20 protein-coding genes are annotated in these 20,434 nt (G+C 56.8%); 10 read left to right on the plus strand and 10 right to left on the minus strand.

Annotation, left to right across the window (positions count from 1 at the left end):
- Together HALA3H3_RS13130 and HALA3H3_RS13135 are read right to left on the minus strand one after the other, a co-directional pair.
- Positions 1 to 906, minus strand: a 906-nt coding sequence (locus HALA3H3_RS13130) for an IS1380 family transposase (protein ID WP_053856984.1), incomplete at its 3' end; no start/stop codon positions are given.
- Positions 907 to 1,037: 131 nt separating this feature from the next.
- Entirely contained in the window at positions 1,038 to 2,063 is a 1,026-nt protein-coding gene (locus HALA3H3_RS13135) for a Fe(3+) ABC transporter substrate-binding protein (RefSeq protein WP_022522061.1), read from the minus strand.
- Between the two features lie 243 nt (positions 2,064 to 2,306).
- Here HALA3H3_RS13135 and HALA3H3_RS13140 point away from each other — a divergent pair, with 243 nt between their 5' ends.
- Entirely contained in the window at positions 2,307 to 3,425 is a 1,119-nt protein-coding gene (locus HALA3H3_RS13140; RefSeq protein ID WP_022522062.1) for an ABC transporter ATP-binding protein, read from the plus strand.
- 24 nt (positions 3,426 to 3,449) lie between these two features.
- On the opposite strand, the gene HALA3H3_RS13145 is transcribed toward HALA3H3_RS13140, so the two are convergent.
- The 4 genes from HALA3H3_RS13145 to dctP all read right to left on the minus strand — a co-directional run bounded on the left by HALA3H3_RS13145 (position 3,450) and on the right by dctP (position 8,352).
- On the minus strand, positions 3,450 to 5,135 hold the full coding sequence (locus HALA3H3_RS13145) for an ABC transporter permease (RefSeq protein WP_022522063.1): 1,686 nt from the start codon (positions 5,133 to 5,135) through the stop codon (positions 3,450 to 3,452).
- A gap of 210 nt (positions 5,136 to 5,345) precedes the next feature.
- A complete protein-coding gene (locus tag HALA3H3_RS13150; protein WP_009288578.1) occupies positions 5,346 to 6,683 on the minus strand; it encodes a TRAP transporter large permease in 1,338 nt (445 codons plus the stop codon).
- The gene (locus HALA3H3_RS13155; protein ID WP_022522064.1) at positions 6,680 to 7,183 is read right to left on the minus strand and encodes a TRAP transporter small permease subunit; all 504 of its coding nucleotides are present in this window, start codon (positions 7,181 to 7,183) and stop codon (positions 6,680 to 6,682) included. The genes HALA3H3_RS13150 and HALA3H3_RS13155 overlap by 4 nt, the downstream gene beginning before the upstream one ends.
- 65 nt (positions 7,184 to 7,248) lie before the next feature.
- A complete protein-coding gene (gene dctP / locus HALA3H3_RS13160; RefSeq protein WP_009288576.1) occupies positions 7,249 to 8,352 on the minus strand; it encodes a TRAP transporter substrate-binding protein DctP in 1,104 nt (367 codons plus the stop codon).
- Positions 8,353 to 8,788: 436 nt separating this feature from the next.
- Here dctP and HALA3H3_RS13165 point away from each other — a divergent pair, with 436 nt between their 5' ends.
- On the plus strand, positions 8,789 to 10,876 hold the full coding sequence (locus HALA3H3_RS13165; protein ID WP_053857191.1) for a tRNA(Met) cytidine acetyltransferase TmcA: 2,088 nt from the start codon (positions 8,789 to 8,791) through the stop codon (positions 10,874 to 10,876).
- A gap of 27 nt (positions 10,877 to 10,903) precedes the next feature.
- Complete coding sequence (locus HALA3H3_RS13170; RefSeq protein ID WP_022522066.1) at positions 10,904 to 12,370, plus strand: aminoacyl-histidine dipeptidase; 1,467 nt, start codon at positions 10,904 to 10,906, stop codon at positions 12,368 to 12,370.
- Between the two features lie 69 nt (positions 12,371 to 12,439).
- Here the strand turns inward: HALA3H3_RS13170 and HALA3H3_RS13175 are convergent, their stop codons facing one another.
- A complete protein-coding gene (locus tag HALA3H3_RS13175) occupies positions 12,440 to 12,916 on the minus strand; it encodes a Dps family protein (RefSeq protein WP_022522067.1) in 477 nt (158 codons plus the stop codon).
- A gap of 233 nt (positions 12,917 to 13,149) precedes the next feature.
- On the minus strand, positions 13,150 to 14,283 hold the full coding sequence (locus tag HALA3H3_RS13180; protein WP_022522068.1) for a glycerate kinase: 1,134 nt from the start codon (positions 14,281 to 14,283) through the stop codon (positions 13,150 to 13,152).
- A gap of 140 nt (positions 14,284 to 14,423) precedes the next feature.
- On the opposite strand from HALA3H3_RS13180, the gene HALA3H3_RS13185 reads away from it, so the two are divergent.
- The 4 genes from HALA3H3_RS13185 (at position 14,424) to HALA3H3_RS13200 (ending at position 17,125) form a co-directional block, all read left to right on the plus strand.
- Positions 14,424 to 14,984 carry a hypothetical protein gene (locus HALA3H3_RS13185; RefSeq protein ID WP_022522069.1) on the plus strand — a complete coding sequence of 187 codons (561 nt, stop codon included), beginning with the start codon at positions 14,424 to 14,426 and terminating at the stop codon, positions 14,982 to 14,984.
- Positions 14,981 to 15,340 (plus strand): hypothetical protein, encoded by a 360-nt coding sequence (locus tag HALA3H3_RS13190; protein WP_022522070.1) that lies wholly within the window; start codon positions 14,981 to 14,983, stop codon positions 15,338 to 15,340. The genes HALA3H3_RS13185 and HALA3H3_RS13190 overlap by 4 nt, the downstream gene beginning before the upstream one ends.
- The gene (locus HALA3H3_RS13195; protein ID WP_022522071.1) at positions 15,337 to 15,996 is read left to right on the plus strand and encodes a DUF1007 family protein; all 660 of its coding nucleotides are present in this window, start codon (positions 15,337 to 15,339) and stop codon (positions 15,994 to 15,996) included. Before HALA3H3_RS13190 ends, HALA3H3_RS13195 begins: the two co-directional genes overlap by 4 nt.
- 79 nt (positions 15,997 to 16,075) lie before the next feature.
- Entirely contained in the window at positions 16,076 to 17,125 is a 1,050-nt protein-coding gene (locus HALA3H3_RS13200) for a nickel/cobalt transporter (RefSeq protein WP_022522072.1), read from the plus strand.
- A 7-nt stretch (positions 17,126 to 17,132) separates the two neighbouring features.
- Here the strand turns inward: HALA3H3_RS13200 and HALA3H3_RS13205 are convergent, their stop codons facing one another.
- A complete protein-coding gene (locus HALA3H3_RS13205) occupies positions 17,133 to 17,552 on the minus strand; it encodes an HIT domain-containing protein (RefSeq protein WP_022522073.1) in 420 nt (139 codons plus the stop codon).
- Between the two features lie 174 nt (positions 17,553 to 17,726).
- Between HALA3H3_RS13205 and HALA3H3_RS13210 the strand changes: the two genes are divergently transcribed.
- Positions 17,727 to 17,858: an entericidin A/B family lipoprotein gene (locus tag HALA3H3_RS13210; protein WP_053856985.1), complete on the plus strand. Its 132-nt coding sequence runs from the start codon at positions 17,727 to 17,729 to the stop codon at positions 17,856 to 17,858.
- A 99-nt stretch (positions 17,859 to 17,957) separates the two neighbouring features.
- Complete coding sequence (locus HALA3H3_RS13215; RefSeq protein WP_022522074.1) at positions 17,958 to 18,329, plus strand: I78 family peptidase inhibitor; 372 nt, start codon at positions 17,958 to 17,960, stop codon at positions 18,327 to 18,329.
- Positions 18,330 to 18,336: 7 nt separating this feature from the next.
- On the opposite strand, the gene HALA3H3_RS13220 is transcribed toward HALA3H3_RS13215, so the two are convergent.
- Positions 18,337 to 18,942: a LysE family translocator gene (locus tag HALA3H3_RS13220; protein ID WP_022522075.1), complete on the minus strand. Its 606-nt coding sequence runs from the start codon at positions 18,940 to 18,942 to the stop codon at positions 18,337 to 18,339.
- Positions 18,943 to 19,039: 97 nt separating this feature from the next.
- Here HALA3H3_RS13220 and HALA3H3_RS13225 point away from each other — a divergent pair, with 97 nt between their 5' ends.
- On the plus strand, positions 19,040 to 20,434 hold the full coding sequence (locus HALA3H3_RS13225; protein WP_009287462.1) for an aminotransferase-like domain-containing protein: 1,395 nt from the start codon (positions 19,040 to 19,042) through the stop codon (positions 20,432 to 20,434).

Here is a 20,434-nt window from a genome sequence, read left to right on the forward strand (position 1 = left end):
ACCTTCTTCTAGGCGGGCCACCACCCAGCGTGGGTATTTCCAGGAGCGGGCTTGATACTGGAAGCGGAACGTCCCCGCTACTTTCCCTCCCACCTGCCATTGGGTCTTGCGCACCAGCATCATGGGGACGTCCACTTCCTTGAGCAGCCGGCTGTTCTTTGCGATTCCCACGATGTAGTCGACGTGATGCCGATCGCACCAGTTCAGCATCCGGGGACGACAAAAGTGGCTATCACCTCGTAACACGATGCGCGTATCGGGCCAGTATTGACGGATAAAGCGTACCAGTAAGGCGAGGATCGCCCAGCTATGGCGGCTGTCGCTGCGGTCACTGGTGCGCAGATAGCTCACCAGTAAGTGGCGCCCACAGAAGACATACAGCGGGAAGTAACAGTGGTGATCGTAATAACGGTTAAAGAACTTGCCGGGTTGCTCGCCATGCACGGGGATGTCGGTGCCATCAAAGTCCAGCACGATCTCCTTGGGTGGTTCGTCATGCTGTTCAATGAAGTGATGCCACAGCAACTCATGGGCCTTCACTATTGCTTGCCGATCGGCGTTCTGCTCCACCCGGCACAGCGTTGACTTGCCTGCCAGCGTATCCTCTTCACCGAGCGCTGTCTGGAGGGCCTGATCATAGCGCAGGGCCTCATGGTCGTTGAAATCTTCGTAGCCAGCGGCGACACCGAACACCCGCTGACGAACCAGAGTGTCGAGCTTATGACGAAGCTGTTCCGGTGCGCGGGGATCATGAAGCACGGTGGCCAAGCGGCGTGTCAGGCGATGGTGTTTATCGACTTCACGAAGCAGGAGTAATCCGGCGTCCGACGTGATGTGGCCCCCGGAGAAGTCGGCTTCAATTTGGCGGCGTGAGAGTGGCGAGAAGGTCAGCTTTTCAGGTACCATTTTGGAAGCGGCTGTTGGTGCTTGATGGATTGGTTAGGTTCTTGAAATCATAGCACTTTCAGCCGCTTTCTTTTATACCCTGTGAGAAATCCAGGCTAGCGAGGTTCTTCCTTCAATGCGGGCAGGGGGGCTTAACGCCAGCCGACGCGATCAAAAATGCGGATCGCTTCAGGGTTGTTCTCACCCAGTACGCTGATGTTCACGTCATCCGTTTTGAAGTTGCCCCAGGATTCCAGCACCGGGTCTTTCTTGATGCCGTCAACTACCGGGAACTCATTGTTGCCGGAGGCGAAAATTTCCTGAGCAGTGTCGGAAGACAGGTATTCGAGGAAGCGAATGGCGTTTTCGCGGTTAGGCGCACCTTCCACCACACCGGCTCCGCCAACGTTCACGTGAGTGCCGCGGTCATCCTGGTTGGGGAAAATAATCCCCACTTTGCGAGCCGCTTCACGCTCGGCGTCGTCGTCGGATTTTAGCAGGCGAACATAGTAGTAGTGGTTAGCCACGGCGATGTCACACTCGCCGCTGGCCACGCCCAGAATCTGGTCGGTATCGCCACCTTCCGGATCCCGCGCCATGTTATTGACCACGCCCTGGGCCCACTCTTCAGCACCCTCTTCGCCGTGGTGCTCGATCATTGCGGCCAGCAGCGACTGGTTGTAAATGTTGTTGGAAGAACGAATGCACACCTTGCCTTCAAACTGCGGGTCGGCAAGGTCTTCGTAGCTAGTGATCTGGCTCGGATCGAAGTTTTCACGGTTATAGAAAATAACCCGTGCGCGCTGACTAAAGCCGAACCACAGGCCGTCAGGGTGGCGCATGGCTTCGGGCAGGCGCTCGTTGAGAACGTCCGACTCGACGCTTTGGAAGATGCCTTCATCTTCAGCGCGCCAGAGGCGGCCAGCATCGACGGTGAGCATGATGTCTGCAGGGCTGGCCACACCTTCGCGCTGAATGCGCTCGATCAGTTGATCGGAGTCGCCTTCAAGGATGTTGACTTCGATGCCTGTCTCTTCGGTGAACGCATCGTAGAGGCGCTCGTCAGAGTCGTAGTGGCGTGCGGAGTAAAGGTTGAGCTCGTCTGCCACGACCTGACCGGCAAACGTAGCGCCCACCATCATCGCTGCCATCGGAGCAACAAAGCGTACGGTTTTCATCAAGCACATCCTTATTTATTGAATGATAATAAGTTACATTATTAACATTTTTATTGAAGCGTTTCGTATGCCTTCAGTCAAGAGCAAATGCCTACCCAAAAGGTGGTACGTGCATATCGGGGCAATTAAAAATAGAATGCAAACAACTTTCAAATGTACTGAATCCGCGTTTAGTCTTTTAGAGGTGCGGTTTGCTCACCTGGAAAGTGCTATTCAGACAGTGCTAATTAATAGCGGTGATTTATGACGGCAACTCTAAAGGTAACTGAAAGAAGGGCTGCTGAGGCAGCGCCTGGCTCTTCGGCGTTAACCCTGCGTAATGTACGCCACGCTTATGATGGCCATACGGTTGTAAAAGGGGTGGATTTAAGCGTTGCTCCAGGCGAGGTGGTCTGCCTATTGGGGCCCTCTGGTTGTGGCAAAACAACGCTGCTGCGTATCGCTGCGGGCCTTGAAGTGCTGCAAGAGGGCAGCGTTTCCTTAGAGGATATTTATATTGCAGGCCCGGGCCAGCGTCACGTGCCGCCTGAGAAACGTAATGTCGGGCTGGCGTTTCAAGACTCGGCACTTTTCCCCCACTTAACCGTTTTGGAAAATGTCACCTTTGGACTTAAACATTTAGCTTCTCGCGAGCGTCGGGAGCGGGCGGCCAAACTGCTTGAGCAGTTGGGTATGGCTGCGTATATCGATGTTTACCCGCATATGCTTTCAGGGGGGCAGCAGCAGCGGGTGGCCCTGGCACGGGCGCTGGCGCCATCTCCGCGCTTAATGCTGTTGGATGAACCGTTTTCAAGCCTTGATGCGCGGCTGCGAGACCGAATCCGCGACGATACGCTGCACGTGCTTAAAAAAGTCGGCGCGGCGACGTTGCTGGTGACCCATGACCCCGAAGAGGCCATGTTTATGGCCGATCGCATCGCGCTAATGCGGGATGGCCGGATCGTGCAAACGGGAACGCCGCGAGAGCTTTACTGCTCACCTCAAGACCCTTTTGTCGTGACCTTTTTTGGCGACGTCAATGAACTACAGGGCAAGGTGCATAACGGCGCGGTTAACACGCCCGTGGGGCGGGTGCCGGCCGGTGGGCTAGCGGAAGGCAGCGACGCCCAGGTCATGATTCGCCCTGAGGCGCTGCGTATTGTTGAGCGTGAACTGCCTGCGGATGAGCACCGCCATAGCCATGTGGTAATGGCGAAGCTGCTGGGGCGCACCAGCCTGCTACACCTGTGTGCCCATGGTGGAAACGGCCTTGAGGCCCACCTGCACGCCCGCGTACCTGGGGTGTTTTTACCCGCGGAGGGGCAGCCGGTGGATATCCACCTCGACCTTTCACAGGTATTTGTTTTTCCCCTTGTGGCCTAGCAATTAGTGCTTGGCATTTAGCTTTTACGACTGAGCGCCGGGACGTGAGCGGCGCATGGCCATGCTAAGCAGAATGACCGGCAGGATGCCCACTACCACAATTGCCAATGACGAGGTCGATGCTTCGGCCAATCGCTCGTCAGAGGCGAGATTATGCGCCCGCACGGCCAGGGTGTCGAAGTTGAAGGGGCGCAGAATAATCGTCGCGGGCAGTTCCTTCATGACGTCAACGAAGACCAAAATTCCCGCCGCCAACAGGCTGCTGCGCATCATTGGTGTATGAATATGGCGCAGCGTGCCCCCCGCCGTTTGACCCAGGGTGCGCGAGGCGGCATCCATGCTGGGGGTCACTTTGCCTAAGCTCGCCTCAACGGCATTGAACGAGACAGCTAAAAAGCGCACGACGTAGGCGTATAGCAAAATAAACGCCGACCCACTGAAGACCAGGCCAACGATGTAGCCATAGTGATTATTCAGCCAGGTGTTGAGGGCGTTATCCAACCAGGCAAACGGAATCAGAATACCCACCGCGACTACTGAACCGGGAATCGCGTAGCCCATAGAGGCTACGCGAGAAGCCACCCGCGCAAACGTCGTATCGTGCATGCGTACGCCGTAGCTCAGCACAACGGCCAAGCCCACGGCGATTAGCGCAGCCACTGTTGCCAACCCCAGACTGTTCCAGGCGTAGCCAATAAATCGCGAGCCCCAGAGCGAATCGCCCCCTTGCAGGGCTAGATTGAGCAGAATGCCGCTGGGCAGTAAAAAACCCACCAGCACCGGCACCAAGCAGGCTAGTGTCGCCGCAGCAGCGCGCCAGCCGTGCAGCGCGTACTCGGGCAACTGCTGATAGCGATTGGTGGTGTGGAAGTAGCGGCGCTTACCCCGTGACCAGCGTTCCAGCAGCACTAGCACAATCACGAAGGTGAGCAGGCACGCCGCCAGCTGCGCCGCCGCTACTTGTTCACCCATGCCAAACCAGGTGCGGTAGATGCCGGTGGTAAAGGTATCCACGCCGAAGAACTGAACCGCCCCAAACTCGTTAAGTGTTTCCATCAGAACCAGCGATACCCCACCCACCAGCGCCGGGCGTGCCAACGGTACGGCGATACTGGCAAACAGTTTCCAGGGGCCGCGGCCAAGAGTGCGGCCCACATCCAACACGCAGACCGACTGCTCTAAAAACGAGGCGCGGGCCAGCAGGTAGACATAGGGGTAAAGCACCAGGGTAATCACCGTCGCGGCGCCACCAAGGGAGCGAATATTGGGAAAGTAGTAGTCGCCATACTCCCAGCCAAATGTCTCGCGTAGTAGGCTTTGTAACGGCCCAGCAAATTGGAGAAAGTCGGTGTAAGCGTAGGCGATAACGTAGGTGGGTACTGCTAACGGCAGCAGTAGCGCCCACTCGAATAGCCGCTTGCCGGGAAAGCGGCACATGACCACCAGCCAGGCCGTCCCGGTACCGATGATAAGCGTGCCGAGTCCTACGGTCACAACGAGCCAGAAGGTGTTGTTCAAATAACGGCCAAGTACGGTGCTGGCCAAGTGTTGCCAAACGCCATCGGTGGGCATTGCGATATGGGCAAATACCACCAGCACAGGCAGCGCCACTACGAATGCCACTGCTATCAGGGCAATCGACCAGGGGCTAGCGCGACGGCTAAGTGAAGAGGAGAAGGCGAATAGCCCGCGATAGCTGGATCTGAGCAAGCGAACACTCCTTGCCTTGACTAAAAGCAGTAATAGAAAGCCGGAAAGTAGCGCAGCACACTTAATGCGAAACTCAATACGAAATAGTGACGGGCGTGAATAGTAGCACTGGCGCTGCGCTGCTGCAGCTTTGCAGGCGGGTAGGTGGTGCAAAAAAGCCCGCCGAAGCGGGCCATAATGGTTGGACGTTAAGCTTTAAGTTCAGAGGGCCTAGTAACCGCCCAACAGCATTCTAGGCAGGCCGGTAATCAACCACGGGAAGAACGCCATTAGCGTACAGGCCAGCAGAATCAAGGCGACGAAAGGCACGACCGCTTTGTACAGATCGACGATTTCGACCCCAGGTGGTGCCACGCCTTTTAAGTAGAACAGCGCATAGCCAAAGGGCGGGGTCAGGAACGATGTCTGCAGTACTACCGCCACCATCACCACGAACCAGAGCATATCCACGCCCATGGTTTCGACGATGGGCAGCATGATCGGGAAGCTCAGTAGTACGATGCCGGTCCAATCCAGGAACATGCCCAGGATAAATACCAGGAACAGCATCAGGATCAGTGCCCCAATGGTGCCGCCAGGCATTGCCAGCACAAGGTCGCTAATCACGGTCATGCCGCCACCACGCGAGAACACACCGGTAAAGGCCGTGGCACCGACGAGTACCAGCATGACCATGGTGGTGGTCTTGCCCGCCTCTATCATCGTCCAGAAGCAGGTGCTGATTTTGCGGTCGCCGAAGATCATAAACAGGATAAAGGCGATAAAGACGCCGATAGCGGATGCTTCAGTGGCGGTGGCGACGCCGGTAAATAACGCGCCCAGCACGCCCAGGATCAACGACATGGGGGGAAGCACATACTTGGCCAGCATGATCAGCAGTTGTTTAGTGCTGACTTCGGCGCGTTCTTCGGCTGGTACCTTAGGGCCATAGTGCGGTTTGATGTAGCAGATGATCAGTACGTAGAGTGCATACATGACCCCAAGTAGCAGGCCGGGAATCAGCGCGCCAGCAAACAGTGCGCCCACGGAAACCGGTGAGTAGCTGGCCATCAGAATGAGCATGATGCTGGGCGGAATCAAGATGCCTAAGCAGCCGCTGGCCATAATAACGCCTGCGCTCAGCTCTTTGTTGTAGCCATACTTGAGCATCGGCACCAGAGCAATCATGCCCATTACCGCAATTGAAGCGCCAACAATACCGGTGGTAGCCGCTAGCAGCACCGACACAATGACCACGGTAAGCGCCAAGCCACCGCGCAGGTTGGCCAGCAATAGGCGCATGGCGTCAAACATCTTCTCAGTAACACCAGAGTCGTTTAAGAACCTCGCCATCAATATGAATAGCGGTATCGCGACCAGGACATAGTTATCCATGGCGTTACCGAAAATATTGTTGATCAGGGTGCCGAGAATGCGCTCGCCGGGGCCAAGAAAGGCACCGATAACGGCTACACCGCCTAGCACAAACGCCAACGGGTGGCCCATAAACAGCCCCACCATCAGGCCGCCAAACATCACCAGCGTGAGTACTTCAGGACTTAGGTTCATGCTGATGCCTCCTCACGAAGCTGCATGATGGCACGCAGCACAATGGCAATTGCCTGCAGCAGAATCAGGATAGCGGCGACCACAATCACCCCTTTGATCGGGTAGACCGGGATTGAGACCATGCCATAGGTGGTTTCACTGCGGCTCCAGGCGCGTTCAAAGAAGCTCCAGCCCAGGGTGATCAGCATCCAGATAAAGGGGACAAAGAAAATCAGGTAACCAAGCACTTCAAGCACCGCTTGCTTTTTGCGCGACAGCAGACGTTTTAATATATCGACTTCCACGTGGGCATGATGTTTGAGCCCATAGGCCGCCATTAGCATAAAGTGGGCGCCAAACAGCATTTTGGTCACGTCAAATGCCCAGTCGCTAGGGCGCCCAAACAGAAAACGTGACGCAATGTCATAAAGAACAATCAGGGTAATGATGGCAATCAATGGAGCGATGACACGCCCAAAAGCTTCATTGATGGCATCGATCGCCTTGGCAATCGCATTCATGGAAGATCTCCGCGGTCAGCACAAAAAAACCGCCCTGGCAAACACCAAGGCGGCACAGAAGCGCCTTACAGGCAGGCTTCGATCTCTTCCAGTGAGGGCAGGTTATCCATCACGCGACTCATGTTGAAAGGAGCGGAAACATCGCGCCAGGTTGCGTAGTGCTCAAGGTAGGCAATCATCGACTGGTAGACTTTAGCGTGGTCAGCAGATTCGCAAGCACCGCGCAGAATCACTTCGTTGGTGACTTCCTGAATGCGCGCCAAATCTTCTTCAGAGAACTGATTGATCGTGACGCCTGCGTCGATGAACTTCTGTGTGGCTTCGGTCGACTGGCGCTCAGACCAGGCTAGTGACCATGCCATGGTGGCATCCGCCGCAATACGCAGAGTCTCTTGGGTCTCTTCTGAGAGCGCGTCCCAGGCGTCTTTATTGATCATTACGCCAAATACGCTGGCAGACTGGTGCCAACCGGGGGTTGCCCAGTAGTCAGCCACTTCGGCAAAACCGGCATTGAAATCAACGCCAGGGGTGGAGAATTCACCCGCATCGATAACGCCGCGTTCAATGGCTTGGTAGACTTCACCGCCCGCCAGAGTGACTTGCGAGCCGCCCAGCTCTTCGAGTACGCGGCCCTGGTCGCGGCCCGAAAGGCGCAGACGCTTGCCTTCCAGGTCGGCAATGCTTTCAATCGGGGTGCGGCCCATAAAGCCCGACTCATTGTTGGTAATGCCGTAAGGCAGATAAACCATGTTGAACTGGCCGTAGATCTCTTCGTACAGCTCGCGGCCGCCCCACTGCTGAATCCAGTTAAGGTAATCAACGCCATTAAACAGGCTGGTGGTCGTGGCCAGTGGTGAAAAAGCGGGGTTCAAGCCGGCCCAATAGCCCGGCCAGTCGCCTGCGGCTTCAATGCTGCCCGTTTCGGTGGCGTCAAATACTTCTGTGCCGGGCATCAGCGTACCGCCTGCGCGGAAATTGATCTGTAGCTCTTCTCCCGCCAATTGATTGACCAGTTCCACCCAGTGCTGGTCAATCTTGATCAGGTCAAGGTTTTCCGGCCAGGTGCTGGTCATTGTCCACTCTTCTTGTGCTTGGGCGGTGGTCGTTAAGGCAGCGAAGGCAATACCAGCGGCAAGGCCGGTGAGGGCAAATTTGTTCATTGTTTTCATGATGTATTTCCTGGTTTGGCGCGTGGCGTTATTAGTGTTGGGTACCTGGATGCAGGAAAGTGCAGCGCTGCTGGGTTACGTTTACGTAAACATGGGTTTTAGCGCTGCAGAGCTAAATTAGCACAACAACCCCGCTGCAGTGCAATATCAGTAATGTAAGAGATTTCAGCCGTTGGTTTTTATGGGAAAACCCTGTTGGTTTAATTAAAACAAATAGTTATGTTGTTTTTTCGGCATCGGGATGAGTAGTTGCGTCGCTCAAGAACGTTGAAAGGAGTTAAATTATTCAACCAAAGTTGTAAGCATAAGGTGCTCCATAAGAGGCTTAGCGGCACACTTACACACTTAATAGGGTAACGTGATGGGAAGCAGTCGCGCTGGAGCAGGAAATCATTTGTTAAATATCCATGTGCTAGAAAATAAACCGCAAGCGCGGATGGTGGCGGCGTTGGTTCATCATGCGCAGAGTTTGGCCCGCCGCCGCTGGCGCCAGCTTGTGTGGCTAAGCGGCGATGCCGAGCAGTGCCAATCCCTTGCGCAGGCTTTATGGCAAGCCCACCCCTGGAGTGCGCCGTTATGGGTGGGGAGCGAACACCTTTCGCCACGCAAGGCGCGCACGCGCCTGGGCGCAGAGCACCAATTGGTAGTGCTCGACACCCACAGCACCGGGTTTGATCCCGAAGCCTTGGGGGCGCTGGCGGGAACGCTCACCGCCGGTGGTTTGCTGGTATTGCTCACCCCGCAGCCGTGGGGAGAGTCACCAGATCCAGACTACGCACGTTTTGCTGATCATCCCTGGCACTGGTCAGAGCTGAGCTGCCACTACCTGGCGCGCTTGGCGCGTCAGTTGCAGGCCTCGCCTCAGGTAGTGCGCTGGCGCGCTGACCAGACTCTGTATCTACCTCGACTGCCTGTGCGCAAAGCAGATGAAGCCGCAAGTGGCGATAGCGACTGCCTGACCTCAGACCAAGCCTACGCAGTGACACAGCTGGTTGGCTTAAAGCGCCGCCGCCCGTTGGTAATAACCGCTGATCGTGGGCGCGGCAAAAGCGCCGCGCTGGGCATTGCTTGTGCTCGGCTGCTGACCCACAAAGCCCAACGAGTAGTGCTCACCGCGCCGCGGCTGAGTGCGGTGGAGAGCGTGTTCGAGCGGGTAGCGGCACTCTGCCCGGACGGCCGTCGTGTCGCTACCGGCCACTTTGTGTTGGCCGAGGGCAGCGAACTGATTTTTTTACCCCCGGATGTGCTCACCGAGCAGGTTAACGCTCAGCAGCAGGGCGGTGATGGCAGTTATCTAATGGTCGATGAGGCGGCGGCGATTCCCGCTGCACTGTTGGGCCAGTGGCTCGCGGTCTTTCCGCGTATTGCTTTTGCCACCACGGTGCACGGCTATGAGGGGTCGGGAAGAGGCTTCGCCTTGCGCTTTCGCGCGACCCTTGATCGCCTGACGCCCCAGTGGAAAGCGCTAACGCTTAACGCACCGATCCGCTGGCGCAGCGGCGACCCGTTGGAAGCTCTGGTCAATCAACTGCTGTTGTTAAAAGCACCGCTGCCCAGCGCTCAGACGGATGGCAGCGCAGTGGCAACCAAGGTGATTGATCGAGCTCGCCTCGCCCATCAAGACGCTATGTTGGAGAAGCTGTTTGGGCTGCTGGTACAGTCGCACTACCGCACCTCTCCCAATGACCTGCGCCAACTGCTTGACAGCCCGGGTGCTCAGCTACGCATGATTGAGCAGGCAGGTGAACCTCAAGCGGTGTTGGTCACCCGTGAAGAGGGCGGCTTTGAGGCCACTCTTGCCGACCGGGTCGCCCGCGGTGAACGACGTCCCCAGGGGCATTTGTTGGCGCAATCGTTGGCAACCCATGCCGGTAGCCGTGAGGCATTGACTGCCCGCTGGCGTCGCGTGGTACGTATCGCTACCCACCCCGAGCGGCGACGCCAAGGCTTGGGGCAAGCGTTACTAGGCGAGGATATGGACGCTGCCAAGCAGCAAGGTGCTGCACTTTATGGCGCGACCTTCGGCGCTGAAGCGTCACTGCTGCGCTTTTGGCTGGCGCTGGGTTTTACGCCGGTACGCTTAGGGATTACTCGGGAGACATCCACCGGGGAGTTCGCTGTTATGGTGGCCAAAGCGTTGAATTCAGAGGGCGAGGCGGTGCTTGCTGATCTTAGTGAGCGCTTCCAGACGGCGCTCCCAGCTCTGCTGGCTTTTGAACTCAAGGCGCTACCCGCAGCAGTGCTCGTAGTGCTGCTCGCTCAAATGCCAAGCATGCCACTGAGTGGCCGCGAGTGGCAGGATATCGAGGACGTAGCGACCGCCCATCGCGACCCCGCTCTTGCCCGCTCGGCTCTGCAAGCCTTGGTCCGCGTAGCCAGCCACCGCGCTTTAACTGAGACACAACAGCAGGCACATCAACAATTATCTGCCTGGGCGTTCCAAAATATCGCTCTGGCGGATGCTCATAACGACGCAGTGAAATCCCTGCGCCTCGCTGTCAACAGCCTCATTGAGGTAAAGTAGATTGGTTACCGATAACGAAGAGTCTTTATGAACGCACATCTTGACGCGCTTGAGCCCTCCTTGGTTTGGCGCCACTTTCGAACGCTTTGTAATACGCCGCGCCCCTCTGGGCATGAGGCGGCACTCGTCGCTACCCTCGAAAGCTGGGCTGATGCTCAAGGCTTCGCCCACGACCGGGATACCTTCGGTAATTTACGCCTGCTTAAGCCAGCCTCTCCTGGCTGCGAACAGGCGCCCGGCGTGGTACTCCAGGGCCACCTGGACATGGTTGCCCAGGCCAACAGCGATCATGCTCACGACTTTACCCGCGACCCGATCAGTACCTATGTGGCCGACGGCTGGCTGCACGCCGATGGCACCACTTTGGGCGCGGACAACGGATTGGGCGTGGCGGCGATTCTCGCCGTGCTGGAAGACCCTGGTTTACGCCACGGACCGTTGGAAGCGCTATTCACCTTGGAAGAAGAGACCTCCATGGGCGGCGCTCTGAACCTGGCTGAAAATTGGCTCGAAGGTTCGCTGCTACTCAACCTGGATAGCGAAGATCGGGGGCAGGTCTATATTGGCTGTGCGGGCGGGGCCGACGTTGAAGTCGATGCCCAACTGCCCAGTGCCGCCGCTGGCGACCACGAACGGGTGATCGAAATCGTCTTGACCGGCCTGAAGGGTGGCCACTCCGGCGCGGATATCCATAAGCCGCTGGGTAACGCCAACCGGTTGTTGGTTAGAGTGCTGCGCTCCCTCGAGGCGTTTGATGCGCGCTTGATTAGCTACCAAGGCGGCACCTTGCGCAATGCGATTCCCCGGGAAGCCTTTGCCCAGGTGGCGCTGCCCGCCGATGAAGTGGATGCGGCCATGGTGTCTATCGCCGGGCTGGAAACGATTCTGTTAAGAGAGTTAGGCAGTGGCGACAGCGGCCTTAAAATTAGCGCCCAACGTCTGACTGAGATACCCGACGCGGAGCCGCTAACCTTGGACGCCAGCGTTATGCTGCTGGCCGCGCTTCACGCTGCCCCCTGTGGCGTCGAGCGGATGAGCGCGGATGTGCCAGGCGTAGTGGAAACCTCCAATAACCTGGGCGTGCTAAGCCTGGAAAATGGCCGGTTACATCTCTGCGCACTGGTACGCTCACTCCACGACAGTGCGGTGGTGGCCATGGGGGATCGCTTTCAAGCGCTGTTTGGATTGATCGGCGCACGGGTAAAAGTTGAGAACAGCTACCCAGGTTGGGCGCCGAATCCGAATGGCGAGCTTCTAGCGACCTTTAAAGCCCGCCATGCGGCGCTGCTGGGCCGTGAGCCGGAGGTGAAGGTCATCCACGCGGGGCTTGAGTGCGGTATTCTTGGCAGCAAATACCCGCAGCTGGATATGATCTCCTTTGGGCCACTGATTCGCGGCGCCCACTCACCGGATGAGCGGGTGGAGTTAGCCTCTGTGGAAGAGTTCTGGCCGCTGCTGCGGGCGTTGATCGAGGATCTTGCCGATCAGCGCTGATCGTCCCACGCGAACACAAAAACGGCACCTACGCAGCGAAGGTGCCGTTCTTAGCTCAAAAGATGACGCTTACTTGCTTAAATAGGCGTTGAGCATCCAGATGGTTTTTTCCTGCTCGCGGATGTAGTCACCGGCTTGTGCGGCGGTGCCTTCATCGTCGGCGTCAGAGGCTAGCGACAGCAGTTCACGCTGCAGCTCAATGATTGTTTGGTACCCTTTGAGCACGCCTTTGACGCAGGTGTTACCGTCGTGAACGTCTTTATCTTCCTGAATGCGCGATAGCGTTACGTAGTCGCTGTAAGCGTGTACCGGCTTGTGACCCAGGGTCAGGATGCGCTCGGCAACCTCGTCCACTTTGGTCAGCAGGTCGGTGTAAAACTCTTCAAACTTGGCGTGCAGTTCAAAAAAATCGTTACCACGAACATTCCAGTGGTAGCCGCGCACGTTCATATAGAAAATTTGGTAGTTGGCCAGCAGGTGGTTTAGCTTTTCGGCGAGTTGACTAGCGCTACCTTCGTGTAGGCCAATGCTGTTGGTATCAGTCATATCCTGCTTCCTCTTTATGCCACAGTAGGCGGCGGTTGATGCGTGCTTCCAGAATAGGGTGTCTTTGGGGCGGTGCAAAACAAGTTTTTTGCATCGCTGCCATAGAGCTTGGGCATTAGATCTTTGAAATTAGCGCTTTGTCATTGATGCTTCGACATTAAGCCACTGCCGTTACCCTTTGCTGATTTATTAGATGCTGGCGTTGAGCGCTTTTTTCAAGGTCTACATACATTTCAAGGTCTGTGTACCCACAGCCGAAGCAGGCTTTCACAGCGCGCTTCCAGTAGCTCAGCGGTGCGCGGTAGTGCGTCAGCTAACGTCATGGGGCCATCGGCTAACGCGAAAGCGGCGGTGACGCCTTCATCAAAACAGGCTTGCCAACCATCGCCTAGGCTGCCCGCCAGCACGATAACGGGTTTGTGGAGACGTTTGGCGGCACGGGAAACGCCAATGGGCGTTTTTCCCGCCAGGCTCTGCCCATCCAAACGGCCTTCGCCGGTAATCACTAGATCTGCTTTGGCCAAGAGCATCGCCATGTCGGCCTGCTGCATAATCATCTCAATGCCGGGCTTTAGTGTGGCATTTAAAAAAGCCTTGGCCGCAAACCCCATGCCGCCCGCGGCCCCTGCACCCGGCAGTGTTCGATAATCATCGCCTAATGCATGAGCGCTGATATCGCCGAAGTGACCAAGCGCACGATCCAACTGCTCGACTTCTTCAGGTGATGCACCTTTTTGCGGGCCAAATACCGCGCTGGCACCACGTTCGCCTAGCAGCGGGTTGTCCACATCAACGGCGGCTTCCAGGCTAAACTTGGCTAACCGAGGGTCTAGCCCATCGAGTTCTAAGCTAGCCAATTGGTTAAGCGCCGCGCCGCCGGGGGGAAGCGGTTCGCCGTGTTGATCTAAAAAGCGCGCGCCCAGTGCCTGCAGCATGCCTGCGCCGCCGTCATTGGTGGCGCTGCCGCCAAGCAGCAGCAGCGCTTTTTCTGCACCTTGATCCAGTGCCGCCAGCAGTAGTTCACCCACCCCAAAGGTAGAGGTGTGTAGCGCATTACGCTCGTCGGCCGCTAAGTGCTGTAATCCGCTGGCTTCAGCCAGCTCAATAAACGCGGTACGCTGGTCGCTCAGCCATCCCCAGGCTGCTTGACGAGGGCGGCCCAGGGCATCTTGAACGTTTAGCTGGCGCCGCTCGGCACCAGTAGCGGCGATGAGTGCGTCTAGACTGCCTTCGCCGCCGTCCGCTAAAGGGCAGACTTGAACGTGCGCCTCAGGTGCAGCGCGCTGCACGCCTCGCGCCATGGCAGTTGCGGCGTCTTGGGCGCTTAGTGCATCTTTGAAGCTGTCGGGGCAAAGCAAAACATTCATTAGCACGATCTCCGCAAAACGGTGTCTTCAATACGGTGTCTTCATTACCCTACAATGTCAGTTAAGTATGACCACCTTTGGCGAGCTTAGCGCGCTAGCCTGCGCCAAACCAGCGGCCTCGCCCATTTAGAGGGACTAACATGAAGTCGATACCCATAAGCTTAACCTGTCTGCTGGTACTTGCTGGCTGCCAAGTGGTTCCTGACCGTCTGCCCCAAGCGGAACCAGCGCCAGCGGCTTCGTGCTATTTCCCCGCCACCCATGAGCGGGCGCTGGAAACCAGCGTTGAGGTGCTCACCGAGTGGGGGTTTACCCTGAACTCTACCGATACTTCCCTGGGCTTGATCAGCGCCAGCCGCGAACGGCCACTGCACGGCTATTATGATCCTTACGACGATGCCTACAGCTATGGGCGTGGAATGCGCCTGTTTGGTGGTGTGGGCATAGGCCGCGGTGGTTCCGGTGTCGGTTTTGGCATCGGGGGGATTGGTTATGGCGGTGGCGTGGGCCAGCAGCCGGTGGAGGTGGAGCGTGTATCGCTATTGGTGGACGACACGCATATACGTATATCCCGAGATATTCGCCGCTTCGATCACTGGGGTGATCTGCGTGAATCCTACAGTGCCAGCAACGACGATTTCTGTCAGCGCTTTCAAACCAGTTTTACGCAAACCGTCCCTGCGACTGGGAGGCCGTTATGAGAATGCGCCACTGGTTGTTAATCGGGCTACTGGGTGGATTGGTTGGCTGCGCGACGACAACGCCTTTGGAACCCCGTGAACTGGTTTACGCTACCTCTGCAGAGGAAACCTTCCGCGAAGCCGTGGAATTGATGGTGGAGCAGGGCTATGTGGTACGCCATGCGGATCTGTCGTTGGGGCGCGCCGAGGCATCCCTTGCCCGCTGGCCGGAGTATCGCCTGCAACTGCAGGTAAGCGAAGAGGGCAGGGGCAGCCGCGTTAGTGTGTCGGCGCTGAAGGGAAGTCAGCCCTTGCCGCCCTATTTGCTCGACCCTTGGCTTGTCGCCTTGCAACATAAATTAGGTGTCGCGCCATGAAGTGGGCGGGTACCGCAGTAGCCGTTTGCTTGGGTATGAGTGGCTTTGTGGTCAGCCCCGATGCCCGTGCCCACCCTCACGGCTGGATCGACCTGAGTGTGCGGGTCATCACCGATGATCAGGGCATGGTGAGTGGCCTGCATCAAACCTGGCGGATGGATCCCTTCTACAGCCTGGTCGTTTTTGAAGAACTACAGCAGGTGGAAAACGCCAGTCTAGAGGAGGGGCTGGATCAGCTTGGCAAAGAGATTCGCGATAATCTCGCCGCGCAGCACTATTTAACCGAAGTGAGTATTAATGGTGAACACCAGGCGTTGGGTGAGGTAAGCGAATATACCGCCATGGAGCGGGATGGGCGGCTTACCTTTATGTTTATCCTGCCGCTGGAAGCGCCCCAACCGCTGACAGATGCCATGCTTAGCTACCAAGTGTTTGACCCCACCTACTACATCGAAGTGGTGCACGAGGAGGAAGGTGGCCAGCCACGGGATGATGCACTGATACTTCACGGTGAGCCTGTCTGTGAGTTGTCTATTCTCCCCGCGGATCCCGACCCTGAGTTGGTGATGCAAGCGGCGCTGCTCGATAAAGATGAGAGTGGTGAGCCCGGCTTGGGGCGCTATTTTGCCGAAACCGGTCAAGTTGATTGTCGCTAGGCGCTGTTCGAAAACAGGCAGAGCCGTGCTATTTTATGGCCTTGTTACTTTATAACAGCTTTTTCGGTGGAGCGGTTAAATGTTTTTAACACGGCCCTTTACACGTCAATTAGGGTTAATGCTGGGTCTGCTGCTAGCCGCAGCAGTGCTCATCATCGTTTGGCAAGGCGGGTTTCAGAGCGTGAGCTATCAGCTACTTGGTTGGCAGCGTGATCTGCACCGTTCGCTAACGCTGGCGATTACCGAACTGTCGCGCACCCCCACCATGGCGACCTGGGTGAGCCTGCTAGGCATTAGCTTCGCTTATGGCGTCTTTCATGCCGCCGGGCCGGGGCACGGTAAAGCCGTCTTGGCGACCTACTTAGCCTCCCACGGCGGTGCGGTAAAGCGCGCCTTGGGGCTCTCTTTTGCTGCCTCCTTACTGCAAGGCGTGACCGCCATTGCGCTGGTCGTTGTGCTGGTTTACGGCCTAGGCTGGATAACCCGGCAGGCCATGGGTAGCGTTGCCTGGGTCGAGCAGGCTAGTTTTCTGCTGGTGGCGGCGTTAGGGGCGTGGCTATGCTGGCGGGCCGTCAAGCAGTTGCGGCGAGCCTATCAGCCGGAGCGAGCGGCTCATTCGCACAGCCCAGGCCATGAACATAATCAAGACCATGAACATAATCCAAACCACGAACATAGCCATGGTCATGACCACAGCCACTGTTGCGGTGGTGCTCACCATATTGAACCGCATCAGACGTTAGATTGGCGTACGGCGATGATGACGGTCGGCGCCATTGGTATGCGTCCCTGTAGTGGGGCGGTATTAATGCTGGGGGCAGCCAGCTTGCTGGGTCAGTTTGAGGTGGGGGTAGCATCGGTAGTGGCCATGTCGATCGGCACTGGGATAACCGTATCAGCGCTTGCCCTGGCGAGCATTTTTGCCCGTGGCTGGGCGCAGCGGCGCTTATCCAAGCAGCAGTACAGCCAGCGCAGCGTACAAAAAGCCACCGGCTGGGTGGCCTTGGCCGGTGGTGCGCTGATAGTAGTACTAGGGATTTCGCTTAGTGTTGCGGGCGTCGCACAGCCTGCCAGTGGGCCGCTCCTCAATGAGCCACCTGCTCGTCAAGGCCACCCATTAACGGGGTAAAAGTCGTCTATATATCAAGCCCGTCGATAAGTGCCAGTAACTGATCCCGTAACTGCGCCTGGCCATCCAGGTCGTAGGGTTCGGGGCTGCCATTGCCCCATACCGGTGCCGGCCAGGTCGCATCGCTGTGCCGTCTAAGCACAACGTGTACATGCAGTTGGCTAACCACATTGCCTAGCGAGGCAATATTGATTTTGTCCCCCTTAAGCGCTGTTTTCATTGCTTCACCTAGCTGAGTGGCTTCATACCAAAGCTGTTGTTGGTCATGGGCCGAAAGCTCGAACACCTCGCTGATAGAGATCTGGCGTGGTACTAGAACCACCCAGGGGTAGCGCGCGTCATTCATTAACAGCACGCGGCTAAGCGGCAGGTCTGCGATGGGTAAGGTGTCGGCAGCAAGGCGTTCATCTAGCTCGAATTTGATCAAATCATAGCCTCCAGGCAGCGGTTTAAATAATTATTAGCATAACAGCCGCGAAGTGAAGTAGGGAAAGCGAGCGCGATTGCCAAAACGCTGTTACCCTGAAAAAACTCCCAAGTGGCAAATTACGCTGCCAGTGGAGTTTCCCGATGTTGAATGATTCGTTAAGGAGAACGGAAAATGAAAAAATTATTAGCCATGAGCTTTATGCTGCTGATAACAGCGGGCGTTCTAACGGGTTGCAATACTATTGCTGGCGCTGGCCAGGATGTTGAAGAGGGTGGTCAAGCTGTCCAGGATGCAGCAAGTTAAGGTTGCATGAAAGATGGTAGCATCCCACGAGCTAGGCTAACGCCTGGCCCGTGGGGTTTTATAGCCTATCCCCATAACTTACTTTTTGGAGATTCAAGGATGAAACCCTGTACTTCTTTGGTTAAGTTTGCCGCTGTTAGCGCCTGTGCGCTGCTGTTAACAGCCTGTGTTAATTCGCAAATGCCGATTTCCCCTGCCAACGATGACGTAGACGCAGCGCCACCGCCGCCAACGGTAGGGGCGAATGGCGCCAGTGATGAGTACGCCGCCACCTGTGATTTAGACGCGATTCAATCGGCTATCGGTGAGCCTTTCGATGAGGCTAACGCTGCACAGTTACAAAGCGATAGCGGTGCGCGACAAGTGCGTGTACTTCGCCCTGGTGATATGGCCACCATGGATCACCGCCCGGATCGTTTGAATGTGCATCTTGACGATCAGGATATGATTGAAGATCTGCGCTGTGGCTAACGTTTTGTCACCTTAAAATCAGCACAACGCAGGCGGCGGTCAATAATCCCATGGTGATATTGAACCCCCGCCATGCGCCGTCGCTTTTGATCCACTGCCCAATAGCTGTGCCAAAAGCCGCCCATAAGGCAATGCAGGGCAGAGCCACCATCTCCGCAAAACCTGCCAGTAGCAGCGCATTAAATACCGGTTGGCCGCTTTCGGGTAGAAAACCCGCCATCAGTGCCAGCCCCATTACCCACGCTTTTGGATTGGCGAACTGAAACGCCGCTGCCTGCCAAAACGTGAAGGGTACGCTATGGGTCTGCGCCTTAAGATTGGGCGGCGGGGCGCTGGCAATTTTCCAAGCCAAATAGAGCAAATACGCGCTGCCTATCCAGCGCAGTGCCGTTTGAATCGCCGGGTAGCGTTCAAACAGCACGCCCAAGCCCAGTGCTATACCTGCAAACAACAAAAAGCAGCCGCCTAAAATCCCCCACATATGCGGCAGCGTACGCCTAAAGCCGAAGTTAGCGCCAGAGGCGGTAAGCATAACGTTGTTCGGCCCTGGGGTAAGCGTCATCGACATCATATAGAGCGCGGCCGGACCGAGGATTACCCATTCGCTATTCATTTATTGTATCCATACAATTTGGTGGTAAGGATTGTTTTGTTGCCGCTTTTGCTAGCATAATGGGGTTTAAATTGACGTCAAAGGTTTTATTGTCACCATGACAATGTGGGTGCCTTCGCTAGCTGAATTTTCTGGTTCACGTTACCGCGCTATTGCCAGTGCCATTGAAGCCGCTATCCAGGCGGGAACACTACTGCCAGGGGAGCGATTGCCGCCCCAGCGCCGCTTGGCGGATGCGCTAGGTGTGACCATTGGCACGGTAACCCGGGGGTACGCTGAGGCTGAACGCAATGGCTGGGTGTCGGCACGGGTGGGTAGCGGCACCTATGTGAAGAGCCAAGACCAAAACAATGCTTTTAGCCTGACGTTTCCCGCTGACGAAACGGCCGGTGTGATCGATTTAAGCCTTAGCCTGCCACCGCCCCACCCGTTGCGGCAGACGCTGTTGAGCGAAGCGCTGGTCGCTTTAAGTCAATCCGGGGCAGCATTAGCACGTGGTGTTACTTACCAACAGGCCCAGGGGCGTCATGAGCATCGTGAAGTACTCGCTCGCTGGTTAAATACTTTGGGTATGCCGCTGATGGCCGATGAGCTGCTCATTACCCAGGGTGGGCAGCATGGCCTTAGTTTGGCGCTCAGCACCTTGCTAAGGCCGGGCGAGCTGTTGGCCGCTGATGCCTTGACCTATCCCGGTGCCATCAGCGCTGCGCAGCAGGGGCATCTAAAGTTGGTAGGCATTGGTCAAGACAGTGAAGGGATGCGCATGGATCTGCTTGAGGCGCAGTGTGCCCGGCAGCCACCTAGAGCGATTTATCTAACGCCGGAACAGAACAACCCCACCGGCGCGTGTTTAAGCGAATCGCGCCGCGAGCGACTGGTAACGTTGGCACGGCGCTACGATATCTGGCTGATTGAAGATGGCGTGCAGTATCTACCCGCTGAGCAGCGCGGTACACCCCTTTACAGGCTTGCGCCGGAGCGCACGCTGTTTGTGTTTAGTACCGCTAAAGTGCTGGCGGGTGGGCTACGAATTGGCGTACTGCGTGCGCCTAAAAGCTTGCACGAGCGGTTAGCGACAGGCCTTCGCGCTCAGAGTTGGATGGTGCCACCGCTAATGGTCGATGTGGTTTGCCATTGGATTAATCAGCCCGCGGCGGAAAAATTACTTACCTGGCAAACTCAGGAGCTCGCGGAGCGTCAGCAGTTGGCTGCCGAATGGCTAAAAGATTTTTCCTTAAGCGGGCGTTCGCACAGCAGCAATGTATGGCTTGCGCTGCCAGAGGGGAGCCGGGCCGTAGAGCTGTGTGAACGGCTACTGCAGCGGGGCGTTAAGGTCAGCAGCGCAGAGCCCTTTTGTGTCGGGAGCACGCCAGCGCCCCAAGCGATTCGGCTATGTGTTGGGGCCGCGGCGGATCGCAGTGAACTGATTCAGGCATTGAGTATCGTCGCCGCCTGTTTAACCGAGCGCCCATTAGCCCCTGTCACTTTGTGA

It is taken from the genome of Halomonas sp. A3H3, from assembly GCF_000982975.1.
GTDB classification, from domain to species: Bacteria; Pseudomonadota; Gammaproteobacteria; order Pseudomonadales; family Halomonadaceae; genus Vreelandella; species Vreelandella titanicae.